At 72.8% G+C, this 23,820-nt stretch carries 23 protein-coding genes; 13 read left to right on the top strand and 10 right to left on the bottom strand.

The annotated features are described in order from the left end of the window. Positions 1–15: 15 nt before the first annotated feature. From F8568_RS09290 to ychF, 3 genes are all read right to left on the bottom strand, one after another. Positions 16–306, bottom strand: a complete 291-nt coding sequence (locus F8568_RS09290; protein ID WP_151593108.1) for a hypothetical protein — start codon at positions 304–306, stop codon at positions 16–18. 45 nt (positions 307–351) lie between these two features. Continuing rightward, positions 352–1,395 (bottom strand): conjugal transfer protein, encoded by a 1,044-nt coding sequence (locus tag F8568_RS09285; RefSeq protein ID WP_151593107.1) that lies wholly within the window; start codon positions 1,393–1,395, stop codon positions 352–354. A 484-nt stretch (positions 1,396–1,879) separates the two neighbouring features. Further along, positions 1,880–2,971 carry a redox-regulated ATPase YchF gene (gene ychF / locus F8568_RS09280; RefSeq protein WP_151593106.1) on the bottom strand — a complete coding sequence of 364 codons (1,092 nt, stop codon included), beginning with the start codon at positions 2,969–2,971 and terminating at the stop codon, positions 1,880–1,882. A gap of 187 nt (positions 2,972–3,158) precedes the next feature. Between ychF and F8568_RS09275 the strand changes: the two genes are divergently transcribed. After that, the gene (locus tag F8568_RS09275; RefSeq protein ID WP_151593105.1) at positions 3,159–4,508 is read left to right on the top strand and encodes a DNA recombination protein RmuC; all 1,350 of its coding nucleotides are present in this window, start codon (positions 3,159–3,161) and stop codon (positions 4,506–4,508) included. A gap of 56 nt (positions 4,509–4,564) precedes the next feature. Then, positions 4,565–5,113 (top strand): DUF6542 domain-containing protein, encoded by a 549-nt coding sequence (locus tag F8568_RS09270; RefSeq protein WP_328600794.1) that lies wholly within the window; start codon positions 4,565–4,567, stop codon positions 5,111–5,113. 123 nt (positions 5,114–5,236) lie between these two features. Here F8568_RS09270 and F8568_RS09265 read toward each other — a convergent pair whose 3' ends face one another. After that, the gene (locus F8568_RS09265) at positions 5,237–6,202 is read right to left on the bottom strand and encodes a 4-hydroxy-3-methylbut-2-enyl diphosphate reductase (RefSeq protein ID WP_151593104.1); all 966 of its coding nucleotides are present in this window, start codon (positions 6,200–6,202) and stop codon (positions 5,237–5,239) included. A gap of 244 nt (positions 6,203–6,446) precedes the next feature. Between F8568_RS09265 and F8568_RS09260 the strand changes: the two genes are divergently transcribed. Beyond that, entirely contained in the window at positions 6,447–7,250 is an 804-nt protein-coding gene (locus F8568_RS09260) for a hypothetical protein (RefSeq protein ID WP_160573553.1), read from the top strand. Between the two features lie 459 nt (positions 7,251–7,709). On the opposite strand, the gene F8568_RS09255 is transcribed toward F8568_RS09260, so the two are convergent. Beyond that, entirely contained in the window at positions 7,710–8,135 is a 426-nt protein-coding gene (locus F8568_RS09255; RefSeq protein ID WP_328600793.1) for a MarR family winged helix-turn-helix transcriptional regulator, read from the bottom strand. Between the two features lie 118 nt (positions 8,136–8,253). Between F8568_RS09255 and xseA the strand changes: the two genes are divergently transcribed. Further along, positions 8,254–9,468, top strand: coding sequence for an exodeoxyribonuclease VII large subunit (xseA, locus tag F8568_RS09250; protein WP_151593102.1), 1,215 nt, complete (start codon positions 8,254–8,256; stop codon positions 9,466–9,468). A 10-nt stretch (positions 9,469–9,478) separates the two neighbouring features. Beyond that, positions 9,479–9,715, top strand: a complete 237-nt coding sequence (locus F8568_RS49440; RefSeq protein WP_328600792.1) for an exodeoxyribonuclease VII small subunit — start codon at positions 9,479–9,481, stop codon at positions 9,713–9,715. Between the two features lie 41 nt (positions 9,716–9,756). Here F8568_RS49440 and F8568_RS47910 read toward each other — a convergent pair whose 3' ends face one another. Continuing rightward, complete coding sequence (locus F8568_RS47910; protein ID WP_151593100.1) at positions 9,757–10,590, bottom strand: DUF4245 domain-containing protein; 834 nt, start codon at positions 10,588–10,590, stop codon at positions 9,757–9,759. A 20-nt stretch (positions 10,591–10,610) separates the two neighbouring features. Further along, the gene (locus F8568_RS09235) at positions 10,611–11,276 is read right to left on the bottom strand and encodes a TetR/AcrR family transcriptional regulator (RefSeq protein WP_151593099.1); all 666 of its coding nucleotides are present in this window, start codon (positions 11,274–11,276) and stop codon (positions 10,611–10,613) included. Between the two features lie 179 nt (positions 11,277–11,455). Between F8568_RS09235 and glpX the strand changes: the two genes are divergently transcribed. Next, complete coding sequence (gene glpX / locus F8568_RS09230) at positions 11,456–12,490, top strand: class II fructose-bisphosphatase (RefSeq protein ID WP_151593098.1); 1,035 nt, start codon at positions 11,456–11,458, stop codon at positions 12,488–12,490. Between the two features lie 35 nt (positions 12,491–12,525). On the opposite strand, the gene F8568_RS09225 is transcribed toward glpX, so the two are convergent. Continuing rightward, on the bottom strand, positions 12,526–13,125 hold the full coding sequence (locus F8568_RS09225; RefSeq protein WP_328600791.1) for a DUF1707 SHOCT-like domain-containing protein: 600 nt from the start codon (positions 13,123–13,125) through the stop codon (positions 12,526–12,528). An 83-nt stretch (positions 13,126–13,208) separates the two neighbouring features. On the opposite strand from F8568_RS09225, the gene F8568_RS09220 reads away from it, so the two are divergent. From F8568_RS09220 to F8568_RS09210, 3 genes are all read left to right on the top strand, one after another. Further along, a complete protein-coding gene (locus F8568_RS09220; RefSeq protein ID WP_202124728.1) occupies positions 13,209–14,162 on the top strand; it encodes an ABC transporter ATP-binding protein in 954 nt (317 codons plus the stop codon). After that, a complete protein-coding gene (locus tag F8568_RS09215) occupies positions 14,159–14,956 on the top strand; it encodes an ABC transporter permease (RefSeq protein WP_151593097.1) in 798 nt (265 codons plus the stop codon). The genes F8568_RS09220 and F8568_RS09215 overlap by 4 nt, the downstream gene beginning before the upstream one ends. Before the next feature lie 97 nt (positions 14,957–15,053). Beyond that, a complete protein-coding gene (locus F8568_RS09210) occupies positions 15,054–16,283 on the top strand; it encodes an MFS transporter (protein WP_202124727.1) in 1,230 nt (409 codons plus the stop codon). Between the two features lie 50 nt (positions 16,284–16,333). On the opposite strand, the gene F8568_RS09205 is transcribed toward F8568_RS09210, so the two are convergent. Both F8568_RS09205 and pdxR read right to left on the bottom strand, forming a co-directional pair. After that, entirely contained in the window at positions 16,334–16,564 is a 231-nt protein-coding gene (locus F8568_RS09205) for a hypothetical protein (protein WP_151593096.1), read from the bottom strand. 29 nt (positions 16,565–16,593) lie between these two features. Beyond that, positions 16,594–18,027 carry a MocR-like pyridoxine biosynthesis transcription factor PdxR gene (gene pdxR, locus F8568_RS09200; protein WP_151593095.1) on the bottom strand — a complete coding sequence of 478 codons (1,434 nt, stop codon included), beginning with the start codon at positions 18,025–18,027 and terminating at the stop codon, positions 16,594–16,596. A 113-nt stretch (positions 18,028–18,140) separates the two neighbouring features. Between pdxR and F8568_RS09195 the strand changes: the two genes are divergently transcribed. The 4 genes from F8568_RS09195 to F8568_RS09180 all read left to right on the top strand — a co-directional run bounded on the left by F8568_RS09195 (position 18,141) and on the right by F8568_RS09180 (position 23,708). Further along, on the top strand, positions 18,141–19,064 hold the full coding sequence (locus F8568_RS09195; protein WP_151593094.1) for a DMT family transporter: 924 nt from the start codon (positions 18,141–18,143) through the stop codon (positions 19,062–19,064). 1 nt (position 19,065) lies between these two features. Beyond that, on the top strand, positions 19,066–20,706 hold the full coding sequence (locus tag F8568_RS09190; RefSeq protein ID WP_151593093.1) for a fumarate hydratase: 1,641 nt from the start codon (positions 19,066–19,068) through the stop codon (positions 20,704–20,706). Positions 20,707–20,846: 140 nt separating this feature from the next. Then, on the top strand, positions 20,847–22,121 hold the full coding sequence (locus F8568_RS09185) for a serine/threonine-protein kinase (protein WP_151593092.1): 1,275 nt from the start codon (positions 20,847–20,849) through the stop codon (positions 22,119–22,121). Between the two features lie 186 nt (positions 22,122–22,307). Next, the gene (locus F8568_RS09180; RefSeq protein ID WP_151593091.1) at positions 22,308–23,708 is read left to right on the top strand and encodes a class II fumarate hydratase; all 1,401 of its coding nucleotides are present in this window, start codon (positions 22,308–22,310) and stop codon (positions 23,706–23,708) included. The last annotated feature ends 112 nt before the right edge of the window (positions 23,709–23,820 follow it).

Genomic DNA, 23,820 nt, shown 5'->3' with positions numbered 1-23,820 from the left:
CCGATCTCCGCGTGGTCAGGTGGCGTCCACCCCGAGGGCCTTGGCGATCGCGCGGGCCGTCGTCTCGATGATGTTCGGCACGTAGAAGACCACTCCGATGCCTATCGCCAGCACGATGAATTGGACGAAACGCGTGATCTCCCGGGTGAACAGAAAGAAGATCGCCACGATGGAGACGATGACGAGGAACAGCGGGCCGAAGATGTTGCGCAGCCAGTCGGCGAGATTGCCGGTGTCGAGTTCGTCGCTCTTTTGCGGTTCCGCCCAGACCTCGTGCGGAATCGACGCCATGATGTGGTGCAGCATCGACTGATCACCTCTCTGGGACGGCGGATGTCGTGGGGGTTGCGGTCATGATGCGTTCGGCTCCGTGGTGCCGCGGATGTCTCTGACGTACCAGGTCGTCCCCTTCTTCACCACGGTGAGCTCGTAGGCCTGGTCGAGTTCGCCGCCGCCGCCGGCGCCCGCGCCGCCGGGCAGCTGCCAGCCGACGGTCGCGGTGACGGTGCGCTCGTCGGCGGCGCCCTTCGCCGCGACGACCTCCTTGACCTGCACGTAGCTGACGGAGCCGGCGAGACCGGCGATGGGCGTCCCGTCGCTGAAGCGCGACAGGGCGGCCTGGTCGCCGGACGCGTACGCCTGGAAGAACGTACCGAGGAACGGCTGGAGCTCGTTCTCCAGGGCGGTGTCGCGGTCCTGGACGCCGCCCTGGGGAAGCGCGGCCTTGGTGGGCGGGGGGAGCAGCGCGGGCCGTCCGGAGACGACGAGCGCGCCGCCGTTGGCGGCGTAGACCGGGACGGAAAGGCGGAGCCACTTGTCGGCGGTGCGAGCGAGCACGGTGACGGTGCCGTTGTGCGCGTCGCGGGCGTCGACTCCGGCGACCTGGACGGACTGGACCTGCAATGTGCCGACGCCGTTCCAGCCGAATTGCGCGTCGGCGCCGTCGGGCAGGAAGGTGCGCAATTGGGCCTCGCGGCCCGGCGCGTTCTTCTGGTCGTAGTTCAGGTAGACGTTGGCGAACTGGAGCGCGAAGGCGCCGGCGGCGCTGCTGGGGAATCCGGCGCCCTTTTCGGGTTTCGCGGTGGCGCCGGTGCCGGCGGAGTCGCCGTCGTCGGCGGTGAAGCGTTCGAACGGGGCGCGGATGCCATTGACGAGGATGACGAGGATGAGGGCCCACAGCACGGCGCGGCCGACCCACACCCACCAGCGGCCGCCGGAGCCGCCCCAGCGGCCGCCGCCGCGGGAGCCGCCGCCGGATCCGCCGGAGCGGCCGCGGCGCCGCTCGGGCGCGGGCGCGTCCCACGGGTCGGCGGACGCGGCGAGCGCCGCGGGCGCCGCCGTCTCCTCGACCACGGCCGTGTCACGGCCGCGTCCTACGGCCGACCTGCGAGCCATCCTGCCTCCGCTCGCGCCTCGCCCCCGGTCGGCGCGCTCTGTTGCCTGGGTCCTGTCGCGGTGGTCCTTTCCGAACCCCACCCCGGGCCCAGCGTAACCACGAGCGTCAATTGTTCCAGCGCATCGCGGCGAAGCACACCCCCGGCACGCGGTTGCGGATAATGCAATCCAGCTCAACAGGAACGGGGAAGATTGCCAAACGGTGACGATCCCCTATCCAAGGCTCCGAACGGTGCGCCTGACCAGGTTTCCGGCAAGCGGCGCGACTCGGCAGTTGGTTGGTTACCGGGTGACCGTTCCGACCGCAATCTGTTCCCGAAAGAATCCGGCAAAGTGTCGACTATGCGACATATCGACACAGAACAGGCGGGGCTGTCGGAGCATGGCCCCACATGCAACACCTGTATCGCAAATCACACAAGCCCCGGGCGCACACCGGGCCCCACCCGACGGGTGGGGCCCGGCACCAGAGCCTTCGGACGGCTCAGACGTTGAACCGGAACTCGACGACGTCGCCGTCCTGCATCACGTAGTCCTTGCCCTCCATCCGCACCTTGCCCGCGGTGCGGGCGGCGGCCATCGAACCGGCCGCGGTGAGGTCGTCGAAGGAGACGATCTCGGCCTTGATGAAGCCGCGCTGGAAGTCGGTGTGGATGACCCCGGCGGCCTCCGGCGCGGTCGCGCCCTTGCGGATCGTCCAGGCGCGCGACTCCTTGGGGCCGGCGGTCAGGTACGTCTGCAGGCCGAGCGTCGCGAACCCGATCCGCACCAGCTGCGACAGGCCCGACTCCTCCTGGCCCATCCCCTGCAGCAGCTCCAGGGCCTCCTCGTCGGGCAGCTCGATCAGCTCCGCCTCGATCTTGGCGTCCAGGAAGATCGCCTCGGCGGGCGCCACCAGGTCGCGGAGCCGGCCGCGCACCCCCTCGTCGGTCAGCTCGCCCTCGTCGAGGTTGAACACGTACAGGAACGGCTTCGCGGTGAGCAGGTGCAGCTCGCGCAGCAGGGCGAGGTCGACGCCGGCCTTCTCGGCGCCCGCGAACAGCGTCATGCCGTCGTCGAGGAGCTTCTGCGCGGCGTTGACGGCGTCGACGACGGCGAGCTTGTCCTTGTCCTTCTTCGTCCGCGCCTCCTTGTCGAGCCGCGGCAGCGCCCGCTCGATCGTCTGCAGGTCGGCGAGGATCAGCTCGGTGTTGATCGTCTCGATGTCGCGGGACGGCGCGACGTCGCCGTCCACGTGCGTGACGTCGGGGTCCTCGAACGCGCGGATGACCTGGCAGATCGCGTTGGTCTCGCGGATGTTGGCGAGGAACTTGTTGCCGAGGCCCTGCCCCTCGGAGGCGCCCTTGACGATGCCCGCGATGTCGACGAACTCCATCGTCGCCGGGATGGTCTTCTGGGAGCCGAACAGCTCGGCCAGCACGCCGAGCCGGGGGTCGGGCACCCCGACGACGCCGACGTTGGGCTCGATGGTCGCGAACGGGTAGTTGGCGGCGAGCGCGTCGTTCTTGGTCAGCGCGTTGAAGAGGGTGGACTTGCCGACGTTGGGCAGCCCGACGATTCCGATGGAGAGGCTCACGGCCGTCAAGTTTACGGACCCCGCGGACCCCCCGGGCTGCCCGGACGGCCCGCGCGGCCCCGGCGCGCCGCCGCCCCCCGTCCGGCGGCGAACCCGGCAGTGGGGAATAGCGAACCGATTGTCCGTTCCGGCGGGCATTCCGGCGCGTCGCGGTCGCGCTTCGCGAGTCCGCTGTCACGATGAAACGATGGACCTCGCGCTGTTCGCCGGACTGCTCGTCGGCGCCGTCTTCGGCGCCGTCGCGGGGTACGCGCTGGCGACGGGCCGGCAGGGCACGCTGATCGCGCGGGCGAAGGCGGCGGAGGAGAAGCTCGCCTACGCCGAGGAGCGGATGGCCGAGCACTTCGAGAACCTGTCCGCCAAGGCGCTGGACGCCAGCAACCAGCGGTTCCTCGACCTCGCGGACGCCCGGCTGAAGGCGGCGGGGGTCGAGGCGGCGGGCGAGCTGCAGCGCCGCCAGCAGGCCGTCGAGCACCTGGTCGCGCCCTTGAAGGACACCCTCGCGAAGGTCGAGGAGCAGCTCCGCGAGGTCGAGACGGGCCGCCGCGAGTCGCACGCGATGCTCGCCAAGCAGGTCGACTTCGTCCGGCAGAGCTCCGACCAGCTGCGCCGGGAGACGCAGGGGCTCGTCCGGGCGCTGCAGCGGCCGGAGGCGCGCGGCCGGTGGGGCGAGCTGCAGCTGCGGCGGGTCGTGGAGCTGGCCGGGATGGCGCACCACTGCGACTTCGACGAGCAGGCGAGCTCGGCCACCGTGAACGGGACGGTCCGGCCGGACATGGTCGTTCGGCTGGCCGGCGGCAAGAGCATCGTGGTCGACTCGAAGGTGTCGCTCGCCGCGTACCTGCAGGCCGCCGAGACCGGCGACCCCGTCCGGCTGGACGCGCACGCCCGGCACCTGCGCGACCACGTCGACCGGCTCGCCGCGAAGGCGTACTGGCAGGCGTTCAGCCCGGCGCCGGAGTTCGTCGTGCTGTTCATCCCCGGCGAGGCGTTCCTCGCGCCCGCGCTGGACCGCGACCCCGGCCTGCTGGAGTACGCGATGCGGCGCCGCGTCCACATCGCGACGCCCACCACGCTGATCACGATGCTGCGGACGGCGTCGTACGCGTGGCAGCAGGCCGCGCTGTCGCGCAACGCCCGGGCCGTGTTCGAGCTGGGCAAGGAGCTGTACGAGCGGCTCGGCACCATGGGCCAGCACGTGGACGAGCTGGGCCGCGCCCTCACCGGCGCCATCAAGTCCTACAACCGGACGGTGGGATCCCTGGAGACGCGGGTGCTGGTCACGGCCCGCAAGCTGAACGAGCTGGGCGTCATGGACGAGTCCCTGGACGGGCCTCAGCCGGTGGAGGAGAGCCCGCGCGCTCTGTCCGCGGCCGAACTCACGGCGCACGAGGACCGTCCCAACGACCGGGGGCTCTCCGGTCGCGGTGCCTCCGGCGACGACGAGCGGCCCCGGCCTGATGCCGCGTCGGAACCGGTAGGTTTCGGCGGACGGGCCATCCCTGATCAGGATGATCGGCGAGAGAGGTGGCCATGAGCTCATCGACGGCACGCGACGCGCCGGGCGGCGCCTCGCCGCCCTCAGGGGGTCCAGTGGGACGTCGGCGCGCCGGCTCCTCGCCGCGGTCGCACTCCGCGCCCGGGTCGGGCGCCGTCACCCTGACCGGCCGCGGCGGCGTCGTGGTCATGTTCGGCGCGGCCCTGGTGTGCGCGCTGCTGTCGCGGTGGCTCGGCGTCGGGCTGCTCGCCGGGGCGGGCTTCGCGATCGCCTGCGCGCTCGCCGCGTTCGCCACCCGCCAGGCCGACCTGCTGACGATCGCGGTGAGCCCGCCGCTGGTGTTCTTCTTCGCGACCGTCCTCGCGGAGATCGCGGACGCGCTGGGCCACGGCTCGCTGGTGCGCGCGCTCACGGTCGGGCTGCTGACCTCGCTGGCGGCGACGGCGCCGTGGCTGTTCTTCGGCACGCTGCTGGTGCTGGTGATCACGATGGTCCGCGGGCTGCCGGCGAACGTGCGGGAGCTGCGCGGCAAGCTGGTCGGGGTGCGGTTGTTCGAGAAGGAGGACAACGAGAACCCCGTCCGCTGGGACGAGTCCCCCACCACGACCGCCGAGCGCCGCCTGCACCACGGCGAAGTCGACTGAAGGTCGCCCGGAGCGGAGCGCCAGCGGAGTGGAGGGCGGCGCTCAGTCGACCCTCTCGGGGGCGTGGGGACCTCCCCACAATGACTCGACTGAGCGACGCCCGGAGCGCAGCGGAGGGCCGGGTTAGACGGGCGTGACGCGCAGGTCCTTGCGGAGTTCCTTCGGCAGCGCGAAGCGCATCTTCTCCTGCACCGACTCGATCTCCTCGGCATCGCCGTAGCCGCGCTCGGCCAGCCACGCGAGGACGCCCTGGACGAGCTCGTCCGGGACGGACGCGCCGCTGGTGACGCCGACGACGTCGACGCCCTCCAGCCAGGCCGGGTCGATCTGCTCGGCGTAGTCGACGAGGTAGGCGTCGTCGGCGCCGTGCTCCTTGGCGACCTCGACGAGCCGGACGGAGTTGGAGGAGTTCGTGGAGCCGACCACGATGACGAGCTGCGCCTGCGCGGCCATCTCCTTGACGGCGGTCTGCCGGTTCTGGGTGGCGTAGCAGATGTCGTCGGACGGCGGGTCGGTGAGCTTGGGGAACCGCTCGCGGAGCTTCTCGACGGTGGCGATCGTCTCGTCCACCGACAGGGTGGTCTGCGACAGCCAGGCGACCTTCTCCGGGTCGCGGACGGTGATGTTCGCGACGTCGTCGGGGCCGTCGACGAGGTGGACGTGGTCGGGCGCCTCGCCGGTGGTGCCGATGACCTCCTCGTGGCCCTCGTGGCCGATCAGCAGGATGTCGTAGTCCTGCGCGGCGAACCGGACGGCCTCCTTGTGGACCTTGGTGACCAGCGGGCACGTGGCGTCGATGGTGCGCAGGTTCAGCCCGCGGGCCTCGTCGTGGACGGCGGGCGCGACGCCGTGCGCGGAGAACACCACGATGGCGCCCTCGGGGACCTCCTCGGTCTCGTCCACGAAGATCGCGCCGCGCTCCTCCAGCGTCTTGACGACGTGGACGTTGTGCACGATCTGCTTGCGGACGTAGATCGGCGCTCCGTACTTCTCCAGGGCGATCTCGACCGTCTGGACGGCGCGGTCGACGCCCGCGCAGTAACCACGCGGCTTGGCGAGCAGGACACGGCGCTGGCTGTTGGCGGTCATGCCTCCATCGTACGAGCCGCCCCGCGGGCGTCGCGCAGGGCGGGACACGGCGCGCCGGGCGGCGGGAGACCGGCGCGGGAAGCGGTAAAGCTCTGGTGAAGCCCGCTGTGTGACCCACTCCACGCGGCTTTTGGAGAGGTTTCGATGAACCCGGGGTGACCCTGCTCGCACCCATGGGGCAGAGTGAGACAGAAGGAGACCATTGCCGCATGCGCGTGATCAGGACGGCAGGAAGAGGATGACCATGACGAGATCGCCGCGCCGCCTCAAGCAGCAGGTCCAGGACGCGGTGGGCGAGCAGGTCCGCGATCTCCCGCTGCACGCCGTCCGGCTGGCCATGTTCGGTGTGGGCCGGGCGCTGCTGCTCGGCGACCGGGTGAGCCGCGACTACAAGGAGATCACCGAGGGCGACGGGGTCGGCCCGGTGATCGGCCGGCTGCGCGACGACGTCCGGCACACCGCGGAGAAGGTCGTCGGGAAGGTCGTGGAGACGGTCCGCGGCGGGGAAGAGGAGCCGGAGCCGCGGCCGCGGACCCGCACCCGGCCGGCCCGGCCGGCGGCGGAGCGCGGGACGGTCCGCACGGCGCAGCGCCGCGCCGCCGACGGGGAGATCTCCGTCGGCAAGCCGGCCGCGAAGCCCGCGCCGGAGCCCGTCCGGGACGACGCGCCGGTGGCGAAGCCGGCGCCGGAGCCGAAGGCCGCCGAGCCGCGTCCGGAGCCGGAGCCGCAGGCGGAGCCCGCTCCGAACCCGGTCCCGGAGGCGGACCCGACCCCCGCGTCCCGCGCGGACAGGGCCGCGGAGGAGGGCCCGTTCGACGCGAAGCCCGAGCTGAGGCCGGCCGCGCCGGCGGAGGCCGAGCGGGCGGCGGAGGGCCTGCCGGTGCCGAACTACGACGAGGCCACGCTGCCGCAGCTGCGCGCGCGGCTGCGCGGGCTGTCGGCGGACCAGGTGAAGCTGCTGCGCGAGTACGAGCGCAAGCACGCCGCCCGCCCCGAAGTGATCAGGATGTACGAGAACCGGATCGCCAAGCTCAACGGGCTCAACTGAGCCGGTGGCGCGTGTGCCGAGGCCCGTCCGGCCGCGTGCCGGGCGGGCCTCGTCGCGTGTCCGGACGGGTTCAGCGGAGCCGGTCGCCCAGCGGGCTGCGCATGTAGAGGACGGACCGCCCCGCGCGGGTACGGGACGAGGACGAGCCCGCGCCCGGCGACGTCGACGGCGCGTTCGGGCGCGAGCCCGGAGGGGACGGCGAGCCGGACGAGCCCCGGCGTCCAGGTGATCCGGTCGTCCACGCCCGCTCGCGGTCACGCAGACGGCGCTGCGCCACGGCATGGCCGGCTGGGTCGTCTTCGGCGCGGTGTTCCTGGCGGCGGCGGTCGCGCTCGCCCCGGCGACGCGCTGGGCGGCCGCCAACCGCCCGTTCGCGGCGCCGGAACCGGGGCGCTGACACCGGTGCGGCGGCACTCCCGGAGGAGCGCCGCCGCAGAATCACCGATGCCGCGAGGGCTGTCAGGGAGCGGTGAAGAGCTTGTCGAGGGCGGGCAGCGCGGCGGCGACCGCCGCGCGCTCCTCGTCCGTCAGCGCCGCGAACCGCTCGGTCAGGAAGCCGATGCGCTGCGCGCGCCCGGCGGCCAGCCGCTCGCGGCCGGCCGCGGTGAGGGCGGCGGTGACGACGCGGGCGTCCGAGCCGTCCCGGCCGCGCTCCACCAGGCCGTCCCGTTCCAGCCGGTTGATCTGCGCGGTCATGGTGGGGAGCCGGACGCCGTGCTCGGCGGCCAGTTCGGTCATGCGGCACGGACCGTGCTCGAGCGAGCCGAGCACCGACAGCTGCTGGCTGGTGATCGCCTGGTCGGCACTGACCCGGCGCAGCATCAGGACGATGTGCCGCAGGCTGCTGTTGAGCTGCTCGGCCAGCGCGCTCTCGGGAACGGTCACGGTTGCTCTCCTCGGGATTACTTAGTCAGTCTAAGTTGTGTGGCTGAGCATTGGCGCGGCCCGGCATGTCTCGTCCGTCACACGCCGTCCGCCCCTTCGGCGCCCGTAGGCTTCGGGCATGGCGATGGAGACCACGGCCGAGTCCCCCGTGCCGGTGCGGACCGTCCTGCAGGCGGTCGGCGGCTGGATCGGCCGCCTCGGCCGGATCTGGGTCGAGGGCCAGATCACCGACCTCAACGCGCGCGGCGGCACCGTCTACATGACGCTGCGCGACCCCGTCGCGAACATGTCCGTCCGGGTCGTCGGGCCGCGCGGGGTGTTCGAGGCCGCCGGGCCCGCCGTCACCGACGGCGCCCGCGTCGTCGTGCACGCCAAGCCCGACTTCTGGATCAACCGCGGGACGTTCTCGCTCAGCGCCATCGAGGTCCGCCCGGTCGGCGTCGGCGAGCTGCTCGCCCGGCTGGAGCGGCTCAAGCAGGTGCTCGCCGCCGAGGGCCTGTTCCGGCCCGAGCGCAAGCGGCCGCTGCCGTTCCTGCCCGGCAAGATCGGCCTGATCTGCGGCCGCGACTCCGACGCCGAGCACGACGTCCTGCAGAACGCGCGCCGCCGCTGGCCCGCCGTCGCGTTCCGCGTCGAGAACACCGCCGTCCAGGGCTCCTACGCGGTCGGCGAGGTCATGGAGGCGCTGCGGAAGCTGGACGCCGATCCCGAGATCGAGGTCATCGTCATCGCGCGCGGCGGCGGCGCCATGGAGGACCTGCTGCCGTTCTCCGACGAGGCGCTCGTCCGCGCGGTCGCCGCCGCCCGCACCCCCGTCGTCAGCGCGATCGGGCACGAGCAGGACAGCCCGATCCTCGACCTCGTCGCCGACGTCCGCGCCTCCACCCCGACCGACGCGGCGAAGAAGACCGTCCCGGACGTCCGCGAGCAGCTCCAGCTCGTCCGGCAGCTGCGCGACCGCGGCCGGCGCTGCCTCGCGGGCGCGGTCGAACGCGAGCTGCACTGGCTGAAGAACGTCCGGTCGCGGCCCGCCCTCGCCGACCCCGTCCGGGAGATCGAACGGCAGTCCGAGCAGGTCCTGGCGCTGCGCGAGCGGGCCCGCCGGTGCGTGTCGTCCGCCCTGGACCGGGCCGGGGACGAGCTGTCGCACACCCGCGCCCGCCTGCTCGCCCTCTCCCCCGCCGCGACGCTCGACCGCGGCTACGCGATCGTCCAGCGCGAGGACGAGTCGGTCGTGCGCGCCCCGGCGGACGTCGAGGACGGCGAGCGCCTGCATGTCCGGCTGTCCGGCGGCCGCCTCACCGCCACCGTCTCCGGCCGCGAAGAGCCCTAGGGTAGGGAAAGTGGCAGAAGAGAACGCGACCGGGCGCAAGCCCTCGTACGAGCAGGCCCGCGACGAGCTGACCGACGTCGTCAAGCGCCTGGAGGCCGGCGGGCTGACGCTGGAGGAGTCCCTCGCCCTGTGGGAGCGCGGCGAGAAGCTCGCCGCCGTCTGCGAGGAGTGGCTCGAGGGAGCGCGCGCCAGGCTCGCCGCCGCCATGCAGGGACCGGAGGACGGCGAGGCCCCCGCCCCGTTCTGACCGTAGGGGGACACCGATCCGGGGCGGGCCCGCGAGCCCGGTCAGGACCCCGGGGTGGCGTGCGCCGACGCCGCCGGCGCCGGGCCCGCACCCTGCTTGGCCTGCGGCTTCAGCGAGGCGGCGAGCACCGCCAGCTCCGCGTAGGACGCGGTGCCCGTCACGACGACGCTCGACCCGCCGAGCCCCGGCCGCGCCAGCGAGTTCGCCTTCTTGTCATTGCGGTGGTACTTCGCCCACGACTCGCCCGCGACCTGCATCGTGCCGATCGGCTTGCTGCTGTTGGTCATCCGCGGGACGTACGCTTCCGGCTTCTCGTTGCTCTGCTCCAGCGCCGCGTACTCGCCCTTCGGCGTCACGAACCCGAGGTGCCACGCCACCGGCTGCTTGCCGCCGGCCTCCAGCCCGGTCAGGCGGGAGCTCGTCGGCCGCCAGGTGGGCGGCAGGCCCTCCGGCGCGTACGGGGTGTACGGCGCGTCGCTGCGCAGCGCCCACAGCTGCGAGGAGTAGTCGACGGTGCGGAGCACTTCCTTGTTGTCGCGCGGCGTGATCACGAAGATCGCCAGCACGAGCAGCAGGCACGCGCCCATCGCCATCGTGAACCCGCCGAGCCCGGTCGTCAGCCGCTTGTACACGGCCGGGCTGACCTGGACCACCGGACGCCCCGCGCCCCGCGCCGCCGCAGGCTCGCCCTCGGCCGGGGTCCCCTCGCCGGACGCGCCGTCCTCCGCCTCGGCGCCCGGCTGCGACGCCTGCGCCGCGGACGGCTCCGCGGTAGACGGCTCCGCGGCGGACGGGCGCTCACCGGCGGCGGGCTGCTCGGGCCCGGAGACGGTCTCGGCGGCCTCCGGAGCGGATGCGGGACTCTTCTCGGTCACCCCTCCAGGATCCCGCACGGTCAGCGCTGCTCGGTACCGGGGTTCCTGATCGTCCCGAGGATGCCCATGATCTCGGCGGCGAGGGTGCGCGCCGCGTCCTCGTCGTCCATCAGGGAGATCTCCGACACCGCGCCCGCCATCGCGCCCGTCAGCACCACGACCAGCGCCTCGTCCACGCCGCCGTCGGCGGTGTGGAACAGCGCGGCGTTCCGGCGGGCCCACTTGTTGAGGCGCTGGCGCATGGCCCGGTCGAAGCCGGGCGGGCCGTCGCCGGAGATGAACAGCCGCGAGACGTCCCGCTCCCGCAGGCACCCGTCCAGGTACGCGCCGGCACCCGCGACGAACTGCCGCATCGGGTCGCTCTCACCGGCGTCCCGCACCTCGCTGATGGCCTTGCGGGTGCGCTCCTGCTGGCGGCCCTGGAACTCCTCGAACAGCGTCAGGTACAGGTCGGCCTTTCCGTTGAAGTGGTGGTACAGGCTGCCGACGCTGGCACCCGCCTTGGCGACGATGTCGGTCACCGCGGCCTGCGCGAAGCCCGCCTCGCAGAAGACGTCGCGGGCGGCGGACAGCAGGGCGCTGCGCGTGGCGGCCCCGCGGTCGGAGGTGCGCGCGGGCGCCTCGGCGACTCCCGCGCCCCCGTCCTGTGCCGCCCCGTCGGACGAGACGTCGATGTCGCTGCTCATGAGCCCAGAGATTACGCCCTCTTCCCACGGGGAACGATCCCTTGCCCGCGCGACGGTCGAAACGACCCCCGCGCGCGGGCGGAACTCCCCGGCGCACCGGCTGGTCTGGTCCAATTTGTGACCCGCCGTCCGGTCCACGGAGAATCCGAGTCACCATCGACCGAAGGGGCCGCCCCGTCATGTCCGAAGAGACCACCGTTTCCTCCCCGCTGACCACCGAGCCGGCCGCGCCGGACCGCAACCTGGCGATGGAGCTGGTCCGGGTGACCGAGGCCGCCGCGATGGCCGCGGCCCGCTGGGTCGGCCGCGGGGACAAGAACGGCGCCGACGGAGCCGCCGTCAACGCGATGCGCCAGCTCATCAACACCGTCTCGATGCGCGGCGTCGTCGTGATCGGCGAGGGCGAGAAGGACAACGCCCCCATGCTCTACAACGGCGAGGAGGTCGGCGACGGCTCCGGCGCCGAGTGCGACGTCGCCGTCGACCCGGTGGACGGCACCCGGCTGACCGCCCTCGGCATGAGCAACGCCATCGCCGTGCTGTCGGTGGCGCCGCGCGGGTCGATGTTCGACCCGTCCGCCGTGTTCTACATGGAGAAGCTCGTCACCGGCCCGGAGGCCGCCGAGGCCGTCGACATCGAGCGTCCGATCGCCGACAACATCCGCGCCATCGCCCGCGCGAAGGGCTCCTCCACGCACGACGTCACCGTCTGCATCCTGGACCGGCCCCGGCACGAGGGCATCGTCAAGGAGGTCCGCGAGACCGGCGCCCGCATCAAGTTCATCCTGGACGGCGACGTCGCCGGCGCGATCATGGCGTCCCGTCCCGGCACCGGCGTCGACCTGCTGCTCGGCATCGGCGGCACCCCGGAGGGCATCATCGCGGCCTGCGCGATCAAGGCGCTCGGCGGCGTCATCCAGGGCCGGCTGTGGCCGCAGGACGACGCGGAGAAGCGGAAGGCGATCGACGCGGGCCACGACCTCGGGCGCGTCCTGACCACCGACGACCTCGTCACCTCCGACGACGTCTTCTTCGCCGCCACCGGGATCACCGACGGGGAGCTGGTCGACGGCGTCCGGTACAGCAAGGGCACCGCGGTCACCCACTCGCTCGTCATGCGCTCGCGCAGCGGCACGATCCGCACCATCTCCAGCGAGCACAAGCTCGCCAAGCTCCGCGCCTACAGCGCGATCAACTTCGACAGCGCGGTCTAGCGGTTCGTCGAAGCGCCGGAGGCCGTCCGTGCGGCCTAGCGTCGCAGGCGGCCTCTGACGCGCTGGCGGAGGGTGCGCTTGGGGGCCCGGGCCTTCACCGAGCCGAAGATGAGGGTGCCGGCGACCTCGATCGTGGGGCCCTCGTCGGCGGGACGGGTGCGCACCTCGCGGGTGCTGAGGACGGTGCGTCCGGTCACGTCCACCCGGACGCCCTCGGGGACGAGCAGGCGGACGCGGCCCGCGAGGACCATCGAGTCGAGCACGATGTGGCGGCGCTGCAGGACGGCCTCGCGCAGGTCGAGCTCGACGGTGCCGAAGAGCGCGAGCAGCGGCAGCTTGACCGGGACGACCCACCGTCCGTCGCGGCGGACGCGCCCGAAGAACACCGTGACCGGGCGGTCGTCCACGAGGATGGGCTGGGCTTCCTCGGGGCTGAGGTCGAGGGTGAGGCCGGTGAGCTCGCCGAGGGTGCGGGCGGCGTAGACGCGGGCGGTGCGGTCGGCGTGCTCCTCCATGGTGAGCCGGCCGTCGGCGAGCGCCTCGCCGAGCACGGCCGCGACGCGCTCCCGGTCGGCGTCGGAGGCGCGCAGGTCGCTCACGCGGGTCGCCTGTCCTGGGCGGCGGGGGATGTCCACACCACGAGGTTACCGAGCGCGCGGCGGGGGACTCCGAGAAAAATGGATGGGTTTCGCCGGGTCTCCGTACCTAGGGTGACGGCATGACGGTGCAACGCGCGCAGCTCGCGGCCGAGGAGGGGGAGGCCGGGGCGGCGGCGATCAGCCTGCGCGGCGTGGTCAAGCGGTTCGGGACGTTCACCGCGGTCGACGGGCTGGACCTGGACGTCCCCGCCGGCAGCTGCCTGGGGCTGCTCGGGCCGAACGGCGCCGGGAAATCGACGACCATGCGGATGCTGACCGCGCAGGCCGTCGCGGACGAGGGCCGCATCCGGGTGCTGGGGTTCGAGGTGCCCGCGCAGTCGAAGCAGGCGCGGGCGGCGATGGGGGTCGTCCCGCAGCAGGACAACCTGGACGAGGAGCTGACCGCCAGGGAGAACCTGGAGGTGTTCGCGCACCTGTACCGGGTGCCGCGGCGGGACCGCCGCAGGGCCGTCGACGACGCGCTGGCGATCGCGCACCTGACCGAGCGGCAGGGCACGAAGGTGGACGACCTGTCCGGCGGGATGCGGCGGCGGCTGCTGATCGCGCGGGGCCTGGTGCACCGTCCGGCGCTGGTGCTGCTGGACGAGCCGACGGTGGGCCTGGACCCGCAGGTCCGGGCGGAGCTGTGGGGGCTGATCGACGGGCTGCGGTCGGGCGGGACGACGGTGCTGATGTCGACGCACTACATCGAGGAGGCCGAGCGGCTCGCGGACGAGTGCGCGCTGATGTCGCACGGGAAGGTCATCGCGCGCGGGTCGCCCACGGAACTGGTCGCCGAGCACGCGGGCGAGCGGGTCGTCGAGCACTACGGGCCGCCCGGCCGGCTGGCGGAGGTCGAGCGGTTCGCGCGGGCGGCGGGCCTGCCGACGCGCCGGACCGGGCCGTCGGTGTCGGTGCTGAAGGCGGAGACGATCCCGCCGTCGCTGGAGGAGGAGCTGGGGCCGGACGGGGTGCGCCGGGCCGCCAACCTGGAGGACGTGTTCGTGGTGCTGACCGGGGAGCGCGTGGAATGACCGTGCGGGCGGGGCGGGCGCCGCGGCTGCGCCGGTTCGAGGCGGCGCCGCTGCGCGGGATCTGGCGGCACGAGCTGGCGCTGTACAAGCGGTACTGGATGACGCAGTCGTTCGCGTCGATGGTGGAGCCGACGTTCTACCTGCTGGCGTTCGGCTACGGGTTCGGGTCGATGGTCGCGGCGGTCGGCCACTACCGGTACCTGGACTTCGTCGCGACGGGCGTGGTGGGGACGGCGGCGCTGTTCACGTCGGTGTTCCCGGGGATGTTCAACTCCTACATCCGGCGGGCGTTCCAGCACACCTACGACGCGATCCTGGCGGCGCCGGTGGACGTGCACGAGCTGGTGACGGCGGAGGCGCTGTGGATCGCGGCGAAGTCGTCGGTGTACTCGTGCACGCCGATCGTCGTGGCGCTGTTCTTCGGGCTGGACCCGTCGTTCGGGATGCTGCTGGTGCCGTTCATGGTGTTCTTCCTGGCGCTCGGGTTCGGGCTGTTCGGGATGTGGACGTCGTCGGTGGTGCCGTCGATCAACTCGTTCGACTACGTGATCACCGGGGTGGTGACGCCGCTGTTCCTGGTGGCGGGGACGTTCTTCCCGGTGGACGCGCTGCCGGACTGGGCCGGGTACGCGGCGCGGGTGAACCCGCTGTACCACTGCGTGGAGCTGGTGCGGCACGCGGTGTTCGGGCTGCGGCCGCTCACCGACCTCGGGCATCTCGGAGCGCTGGTGGCGTTCGCGGGCCTGATGTGGATACTGGCGGTCCGGGGCATGCGCAGGCGGCTGATCGACTGATTCCGGCGTCTTCCTGGACGATTGACCCGGCGCGTACCCTGTCTCTACGCTGACGCGAACTTTCTTCACATTGCGTCGGGCAGAGAGGTCGGACCGCATGAGCGAGGGCATCACCGAGCGGGACCGCCGCGCGCGCGTCTCCGCCTACGCCGCTTTCGCCGTCCAGGGACTGTGCTTCGCCTCCCTGGTGACGCAGGTCCCGAAGATGCAGAAGGCCCACCACCTCAGCGACGGGACGCTCTCCCTCGTCCTGCTGATGGTGCCGCTGATCGCCGGCGTCGGCAGCGTCATCTCGGGCGCGCTGTTCAAGCGGTTCGGCAGCGGCCTCGTGCTGCGCGCCGCCCAGCCCGCCGTGGCCGTCACCATCGTGCTGATCGGCGCCACCGGCGACGACGACCTCGCCCTGTACGGCGCCGTCGCGCTGTTCGGCCTGTTCGTCGGCGCGGTGGACGCCTCGATGAACGCGCAGGCCATCGCGGTGGAACGCCGGTACGGCGTCAGCCTGATCACCGGCTTCTACGCGGTGTGGTCCGTCGCCGGGATCCTCGGCGGCCTGTGGGCGTCGGCGAGCAACAAGATGGACCTCTCGCTCCTCAGCGGCTTCGGCATCGCCGCCGCCGTCGGCGTCGTGGCGTCCCTCGCCACCGGGCCGCGGCTGTACCGGCGCGAAGAGGAGGGCGACGGGCCGTCCGCCGAGGAGCTGAAGGCCGCCGAGCGCAGCGTCCCGTGGCGCCCTATCCTCATCGTCGGCGCGGCGATGGCGGTCGCCTACCTGGCCGACTCGGCCATCTCCAGCTACGGCGCCAAGTACCTGGACGACGAGCTGTCCGCCAGCGACTGGGTCGCGCCGCTCGGCTACGTCGCCTACCAGATCACGATGGTGATCAGCCGCGCGGTCGCCGACCTCGGCGTCCGCCGCTCGGGCCCCGTCCAGGTGGTGCGGCTCGGCGGGCTGGTCGGCATCATCGGCATGGTCGGCGTGGTCGCGGCACCGAACGCGGCCGTGGCGATCGCCGCGTTCGCGGTCGCGGGCCTCGGCCTCAGCGTGATCGCGCCGGTCTCCTTCTCCGCCGCCGGACGCGTCGACCCGACCGGCCTCGGCGTCGCGGTCGCCCGCGTGAACATCTTCAACTACGTCGGCTTCGTCCTCGGCGCCGCCGTCGTCGGCGCGATCGCGCCGGTCAGCCACGACCACGGGCTGCGGCTGGCGTTCATCGTCCCGACCGCGCTGATCCTGGTCGTCTTCGCGACCGCCAAGGGCTTCGACCCGAAACCGGCCAAGTCCGCCGACCCCACCACCCCCGCCATGGAACGCCCCCTCGCCTAACCCGAACCCGGGCCCCAACCTCACGGCGGGGCCCGGGTCTCGGGGGATCTCTAGACGTTTTCCAAGGCCGTTACGGCCTTCTCGCCTGCGGCTTGGGCTTGTTCCGGTGTCAGGTCCTCCAGCGCCCGGCTCAGTGCCACCTCGGCGGCGTCGGCGGCGGCGCGCAGGGTGACGGCGTGCTCCTGTGCGCGTTCGAGGTCGCCCAGGCCGATGCAGTCGAAGGCGACCTGCGCATCGTGACCGGCCATCTTGAGCTGCCGTGCGGCCTCTTCCAGACTCATCCGTACCTCCTACACCGGGGACGTGGGTCCTACCCGTCCGTCTCCTCGGTAATCGCTTTGCCGAGCAGTTGGGCCGCCTTGACCAGGCGACTTTCGGCAATTCGGGCATATCCCAGGACGAGGGCGGGGGGTGCGTCGGCGGCGCGTTCGGCGGACCACATCTCGCGGGCGCCGGCGGCCGACACCCCGGAGCGTGCGGCGCGGTCGAGGACCGCGGTCTCGTCGGTTCCGGGCGGGAGTTCCACAAAGAGGTGGATGCCCGCTGAGACGCCGCGAACCGTCGCGCCGGGCAGGTAGGTGGCGAGCGCGTCGGCGAGGACGTCGCGGCGGGACCGGTAGCGGCGCCGCATCGTGCGCAGATGCCGGTCGTAGCCGCCGGTGCGGAGGAACTCGGCGAGGGCGTACTGCTCGATGACGGGCGCGCCGAGGTCGGTGTGGCCGCGGTGCTCGCGGAGCCGCGTCGCGATGGCGGCGGGCGCGACGGCCCAGCCGAGGCGCAGCGCGGGCGCGAGGGACTTGCTGACCGAGCCGAGCAGCACGACGCGGTCGGGGTCGACGCCCTGGAGGCAGCCGACGGGTTCGCGGTCGTAGCGGAACTCGGCGTCGTAGTCGTCCTCGAGGATCACGCCGCCGACATCGCGCGCCCACGCGATCAGTTCGGCGCGGCGGGACGGGGAGAGCACGACGCCGGTCGGGTACTGGTGGGCGGGCGTGACGAGGACGGCGCGGGCGTTGCTCCGGGCGAGGGCGGCGACGTCCACGCCGTCGGCGTCCACGGGGACGCGGGCGAGCCGGATTCCGGACGTCTCCAGCATCGGCAGCTGCCGGCTGCTGGTCGGGTCCTCGACGGCGAGGACCCGGTGGCCGTCGGCCTGCAGCACCCGGATCAGGGCCGACAGCCCGTGCGCCACCCCGTTCATGATCACGACGCGGCCGGGGTCGGCGACGGCGGCGCGGACGCGGCCGAGGTAGCCGGCCAGTTCGGTGCGCAGCGGGCGGACGCCGCCGGGGTCGGGGTAGGTGAGCTCGTCGCTGGGGAGCGTGCGCAGCGCGGCGCGGGTGGCGGCGACCCAGCGTTCGCGGGGGAAGGCCGAAAGGTCCGGCCGGCCGGGCCACAGGTCGTAGGGGAGTCCGGGGTCGGGCGGGAGGTCGCAGGAGGGGAGCGCGGGGCGGGCGGGGTCGGCGGCGGGGGACGTGGCGGCGGGTTCGTCGGGGCGGGCGAGGGGGGCGATGCGGGTGCCGTCGCCGCGGCGGGCGATGAGGAACCCTTCGGCGGTCAGCTGCTCGTAGGCGGCCACGACGACGCCGCGGGACACCTCGAGGTCGCGGGCGAGGTCGCGGCTGGAGGGGAGCCGGGTGCCCGCGGTCAGCCGCCCGGCCCGCACCGCCGCGCGGAAGCCCGCGGCGATCTGCGCGGCCAGCCGTCCGGCCCCGCGGTCGAGTGGGAGATGGAGGTCGGTCACATGACACTCAGCGTCGACCGGGCGTTCATCCGTCACTTGTCCCGTATTGGTCCAAGATCGATGGTCCGGATTGGCGCTGTGTTCAGGTCCAACGGGCTCGTAGCGTTCGAGCCATGAAGCTGATCTCCTCGTTCCCCGGCGGGCGCGGCAGCGCCGCCGCCGGGACCGCGATGTTCCTCGTCGGCACGCTGACCGCGGTCTCCGCGACGATCGCGGACTACCCGGTCTTCGGCGGCCAGGCCGTCCGGTACGCGGTGGCCGCGGTGATCCTGCTGGCGGTGGCGCGGTGGCGCGGCGGACCGGCCCGGCAACCGCGGGCGCGGGAGTGGGCGCTGCTGGCGGCGCTGGCGGGGACGGGCCTCGTCGCGTTCAACGTCTGCATCGTCGCGGCGACCCGGGACACGAGCCCGGCGACGATCGGCACGGTGATCGCGACGGTGCCGATCGTGCTGGCGGTGGTCGGGCCGCTGCTGGAGGGCCGCCGGCCCGCGCCGGCGGTGGTCGCCTCGGCGTGCGTGGTCGCCGCCGGGGCGGCGCTGGCCAGCGGGCTCGGCGGGGGCAGCGTGCGGGGGCTGCTGCTGTCGCTGGGCGCGCTCGCCGGGGAGGTGTGCTTCTCGCTGCTGGCCGTCCCGCTGCTGCCGGTGCTCGGGCCGGTGCGGGTGTCGGCGTACTCGGCGGCGATCGCCGCGCCGATGCTGCTGGCGGTCGGGCTGGTCACCGGCGGGACGGCCGTGCTGCGGGCGCCGACCGCCGCCGAGTTCGCGGGGCTGGCGTACCTGTCGGTGGTCGTCACCGTGGTCGCGTTCCTGCTCTGGTACGGGGCGCTCGGCCGGCTCGGCGCGGACCGGGCGGGGCTGTTCGCCGGGATGATCCCGGTCAGCGCGGTGGTCACGACGGTGGTGCTCGGGCTCGGACGGCCCGGCCCGGCGGACCTCGCGGGGGCGGCGCTGGTGGCGGCGGGGGTCGTCCTCGGGCTGCGGCGCCGGGTCGTACCCTGTGAGGCGGCCCCCATCGGAATCGCGCGAGGATCTGCCTGAGATGCCTGAGTTCTCCTACACCGACCTGCTGCCGCTCGGCCCCGACGAGACCGACTACCGGCTGCTGACCTCCGACGGGGTCTCCACGTTCGAGGCGAACGGCCGGACGTTCCTGCAGGTCGAGCCGGAGGCGCTCCGGCTGCTCACCGAGACCGCGATGCGCGACATCGCGCACCTGCTGCGGCCCGCGCACCTGGCGCAGCTGCGCCGGATCCTCGACGACCCGGAGGCGTCCCCCAACGACCGGTTCGTGGCGCTGGACCTGCTGAAGAACGCGGGCATCGCGTCCGGCGGGGTGCTGCCGATGTGCCAGGACACCGGCACCGCGATCGTCATGGGCAAGCGCGGCCAGCACGTCCTGACCGACGGCGACGACGAGGAGCACATCTCGCGCGGCGTGTACGACGCGTACACGAAGCTGAACCTGCGCTACTCGCAGATGGCGCCGCTGACGATGTGGGACGAGAAGAACACCGGCAGCAACCTGCCCGCGCAGGTCGAGCTGTACGCGGCGCCGGGCGATGCCTACAAGTTCCTGTTCATGGCCAAGGGCGGCGGCAGCGCGAACAAGTCGTTCCTGTACCAGGAGACCAAGGCCGTCCTTAACCCGAAGCGGATGATGTCCTTCCTAGAGGAGAAGATCCGCTCGCTGGGGACCGCGGCCTGCCCGCCGTACCACCTGGCGATCGTGGTCGGCGGCACGTCCGCCGAGTACGCGCTGAAGACCGCCAAGTACGCGTCGGCGCACTACCTGGACACGATGCCGACGCAGGGCTCGCCGCTCGGCAACGGCTTCCGCGACCTGGAGCTGGAGCTGCAGGTGTTCGAGCTGACGCAGAAGCTCGGCATCGGCGCGCAGTTCGGCGGCAAGTACTTCTGCCACGACGTGCGGGTGATCCGGCTGCCGCGGCACGGCGCGTCCTGCCCGGTGGCGATCGCGGTGTCGTGCAGCGCGGACCGGCAGGCCCTCGCCAAGATCACCGCGGAGGGCGTGTTCCTGGAGCGGCTGGAGACCGACCCGGCGCAGTACCTGCCCGACACCACCGACGAGCATTTGGACGACGAGGTCGTGAAGATCGACCTGAACCGTCCGATGGACGAGATCCGGGCCGAGCTGACCAGGTACCCGGTGAAGACGCGGCTGTCGCTGACCGGCCCGCTCGTCGTGGCGCGCGACATCGCGCACGCCAAGATCAAGGAGCGGCTGGACGCGGGCGAGCCGATGCCGGCGTACCTGCGCGACCACGCGGTCTACTACGCGGGCCCGGCGAAGACGCCGGAGGGCTACGCGTCGGGCTCGTTCGGCCCGACGACCGCCGGCCGCATGGACTCCTACGTCGAGCAGTTCCAGGCGGCGGGCGGCTCCCTGGTGATGCTGGCGAAGGGCAACCGGTCCAAGCAGGTCACCGACGCGTGCAAGGAGCACGGCGGGTTCTACCTCGGCTCGATCGGCGGCCCGGCGGCGCGGCTCGCGCAGGACTGCATCAAGAAGGTCGAGGTCCTGGAGTACCCGGAGCTCGGCATGGAGGCCGTCTGGAAGATCGAGGTCGAGGACTTCCCGGCCTTCATCGTCGTGGACGACAAGGGCGGCGACTTCTTCGCCGACAGCACCGGCCCCGTCCTTACGATCGGTCGTCGCTGAGCCTCGGACGCCTCGGATTCGGGTCCCGGGGGCCCGAATCCGGGGCGTTTCGGGGCGGCAGGTCACATATTGGGGCTAAATCCAACTTGGTGCAGACGTCTCCCCGGTGACCGCGCGGCCACTCCGGTATCTTTTCCGCCATGTCACAGTCAGAGCGCCTCGTGCTTGCGACGCGCTACCGGCTGGTCTCGGAAATAGGTCAGGGTGCCAACGGCACCGTGTGGCGAGGCCATGACGAGCTCCTCGATCGCGCGGTGGCGATCAAGGAGCTGAGGCTCCCCGAGGACCTTTCCCAGGACGACCGGGTGGTCTTCTTCCGCCGTACCCTCCGCGAGGCGCGCGCGCCCGCGCAGCTGCGCACCCACTCCATCGTCGAGGTCTACGACGTCGTCACCGAGCAGGGCCGGCCGTGGATCGTGATGGAGCTGATCGAGGCGCCGAACCTCGAGCAGCTCATCGAGCGCGACGGCCCGCTGCCGCCCGAGCGCGTCGCGCACATCGGCCGGCGGCTGCTGGACGCGCTCAACACCGCGCACAAGGCCGGGATCGTGCACCGCGACCTCAAGCCGAGCAACGTGCTGCTGGACGGCGACCGGGTCGTGCTCACCGACTTCGGGCTGGCGTTCTCGTCGGGGTCGGCGAGCCTGACCAAGACCGGGCATTTCATGGGCTCCCCCGCGTACGTCGCCCCGGAGGTCGCCGCCGGCGAGAAGGCCACCCCCCGCTCGGACCTGTGGTCGCTCGGCGCGACGCTGTACGCCGCGCTGGAGGGCCGCCCGCCGTTCGAGCGCGACAACGTGATGGCGACGCTGAGCGCGCTGGCGAACGAGTCGACGCCGGCGCCGCAGAACGCCGGCGCGCTCGCCCCGGTGATCACCGGGCTGCTGGAGAAGAACCCGACCCGGCGGCTCAGCCACGCCCGCGCGGTGGACCGGCTGGAGCGCGCCATGGCCGGGCCGCGCGCCGGGCGCCGGCAGGCCACGCCCCGCTACCGGCTGATGGCGGTGATCGCGCTGATCGGCGCTACGGTGGCGTCCTGCGGGATCGGCGCGACCGCACTGATCGTCGGGATGATGCGGGAGAGCCCGGGGCCGTCCCCGACCGCGCACGCCGCCATCCCCACCGGACGGCCCGGCGAGGCCGCCCCGCCGGCCGGCGTCGCGAGCAGCACGCTGGTCGTGCGGGCCCGCAACGGCTCCTGCAAGATCTTCGTGTCGGTGCCCGGCACCGCGATGCGGGTGCTGAGCGACGAGACGCTCGGCAAGGGCGAGGCGCGCCAGTACGGCGAGGAGCACATCAACGCCGTGATCTACGACGCGTCCGCCTGCGACGTGTGGGTGAACGGGCGGGAGAAACCGCTGGGCAAGCCCGGTGAGCGCGTCAGCTACACGGTGACGAAGGGCTCCGGAGGCTGATCGGGCCGCGCCCGCGCGGGAATGCGCGGGCGCCCCGCGCCGCTGCCATGAAGGTCAAGGGTGACGGTTGCGCGGGGGGCTCCCTGGGGACGTCCCCCACGGAGGCCGCATGACCGAGCGGAGCCAGGGCGTGCGGCGTTCTTACGGGGGTGCGTGAGGGGTCGCCCCCGCAGAGAGGCGGGCTTCATGGCGGAGCAGGAATTCCGGGTCGAGCACGATTCCATGGGCGAGGTCCGGGTGCCGGCGGCGGCGAAGTGGCGGGCCCAGACGCAGCGGGCCGTGGAGAACTTCCCGATCTCGGGGCGGGGCCTGGAGGCCGCGCACATCGCCGCGCTGGGCCGGATCAAGGCGGCGGCCGCGGTGGTCAACGCCGAACTGGGCGTGCTGGACGAGGACGTCGCGGAGGCGATCGCCGAGGCGGCCCGCGAGGTGGCGGACGGCCGGTGGAACGACCAGTTCCCGATCGATGTGTTCCAGACCGGGTCCGGGACGTCGTCGAACATGAACGCCAACGAGGTCGTGGCGACGCTCGCGCAGGAGCGGCTCGGCCGGCCCGTGCACCCGAACGACCATGTGAACGCCTCCCAGTCGTCCAACGACGTGTTCCCGTCGTCGATCCACATCGCGGCGACGGGCGCGGTCGTGAACGAGCTGATCCCCGCGCTGCGGCACCTGCGGGACGCGCTGGCCCGCAAGGCCGAGGAGTTCGCGACGGTCGTGAAGTCGGGCCGCACGCACCTGATGGACGCGACGCCGGTGACGCTGGGCCAGGAGTTCGGCGGGTTCGCCGCACAGGTCGGGCACGGTGTGGAGCGGCTGGAGGCGGTGCTGCCGCGGCTGGCGGAGCTGCCGCTCGGCGGCACCGCGGTCGGCACCGGGATCAACACGCCGGAGGGGTTCGCGCCGCGCGTCATCGCGGAGATCGCGCGGGCGACCGGGCTGCCGCTGACCGAGGCCCGCGACCACTTCGAGGCGCAGGGCGCGCGGGACGGCCTGGTCGAGGCGAGCGGCGCGCTGCGCACGGTCGCGGTGAGCCTCAACAAGATCGCCAACGATCTGCGCTGGATGGGGTCGGGGCCGCGGGCGGGGCTCGCCGAGATCCGGCTGCCGGACCTGCAGCCCGGGTCGTCGATCATGCCGGGCAAGGTGAACCCGGTGATCCCCGAGGCGGTGACGCAGGTGGCCGCGCAGGTGATCGGGAACGACGCGGCGATCGCGTTCGGCGGCGCGGCGGGCAGCTTCGAGCTGAACGTGATGCTGCCGATGCTGGCGCGCAACGTGCTGGAGTCGATCACCCTGCTGGCGAACGTGTCGCGGCTGCTGGCGGACCGCTGCGTGGACGGTATCGAGGCCGACGCGGACCGGATGCGCGAGTACGCCGAGTCGTCCCCGTCGATCGTGACGCCGCTGAACCGCTACATCGGCTATGAGGAGGCGGCGAAGGTCGCCAAGCAGGCCCTCGCGGAGCGCAGGACGATCCGGGAGGTCGTCATCGAGCGCGGTTATGTGAAGGACGGCAGGCTCACCGAGGAGCAGCTCGACGCGGCGCTCGACGTCCTCGGCATGACGAACGCGAACCGCGGCTGAGCGCTTCAGCGGCCCCTGGAGCCGCCGCGGTTCCGCGCGGCGGCGCGGGGAGGGGTGCGGCGGGTTCGCCCGCGAGAGGGCGCCGTGGCCGCGCGGAGACGGAGAGAGGGGG

The sequence above is a fragment of the Actinomadura physcomitrii genome, assembly GCF_008923205.2.
In the GTDB taxonomy this organism is placed as follows: domain Bacteria; phylum Actinomycetota; class Actinomycetes; order Streptosporangiales; family Streptosporangiaceae; genus Spirillospora; species Spirillospora physcomitrii.
The sequence above is the reverse complement of the archived record's forward strand: the minus strand, read 5'-3'. Positions and strand labels throughout refer to the sequence as shown.